This is a genomic window from Phytoactinopolyspora endophytica, from assembly GCF_004138495.1.
Lineage (GTDB): Bacteria > Actinomycetota > Actinomycetes > Jiangellales > Jiangellaceae > Phytoactinopolyspora > Phytoactinopolyspora endophytica.
In genome coordinates, this window is sequence record NZ_ML142853.1 from 25,164 (window position 1) to 25,753 (window position 590).

Annotated in this window: 1 protein-coding gene and 1 pseudogene; both read left to right on the top strand. The window is 62.4% G+C overall.

Annotation, left to right across the window (positions count from 1 at the left end; genetic code table 11):
- The coding region (locus ELR45_RS37460) for a hypothetical protein (RefSeq protein ID WP_205856393.1) at nucleotides 1–224 on the top strand (224 nt) is incomplete at its 5' end.
- A 173-nt stretch (nucleotides 225–397) separates the two neighbouring features.
- Nucleotides 398–590: pseudogene (locus tag ELR45_RS37465) on the top strand (hypothetical protein); the annotation flags it as partial.

Here is a 590-nt window from a genome sequence, read left to right on the forward strand (position 1 = left end):
TCCGGCGATCTCAGATCGCCCAGTACCGCGACCGGGATCGCACCGTCACGATCGAATCGACCCACCTACCGATCGATCCTGAACTCACCCAACACATCGCCGACATCTTCCACCACCACGGAGCGACCACCATGGACGACTGGGTGAGTTGGCTCGAGGATCAGCTCGCGCACTGGCTCACCTACCAGTCGTCGGCGGACAGGACGGAACTGCTGCACGGATAGGTGCCACCTGACCTCTGGTGCCTGCAGGTGCTGCCGGGAGGATGTGTCCCGTGCCACCGGCTGCACGCCGTGCCGGGTCTGTCCTGACCAGGGTCTGATCGAGGCTCTCGTTCCACGGAAAGGATGAGCGACTTGGACATGAGCTTGGCGGAATTGGTGGCCGCTACAGCCACGTGACACCAGCCTTGCGGCAGGAACTCGTCCACGGCCTCACCGAGCACTGGAACGCAGCCCTGGACGCTCGGGCAGCCATGAACCCACACTCACCCGTCGCGGTCCTAGACGAGCTACTGAGAGCAAGGCGGGAGAAGAAGAAGGGAGACGACCATCAAGATCGTCTCCCAAAATTCTCCCAAAGCACCGCTT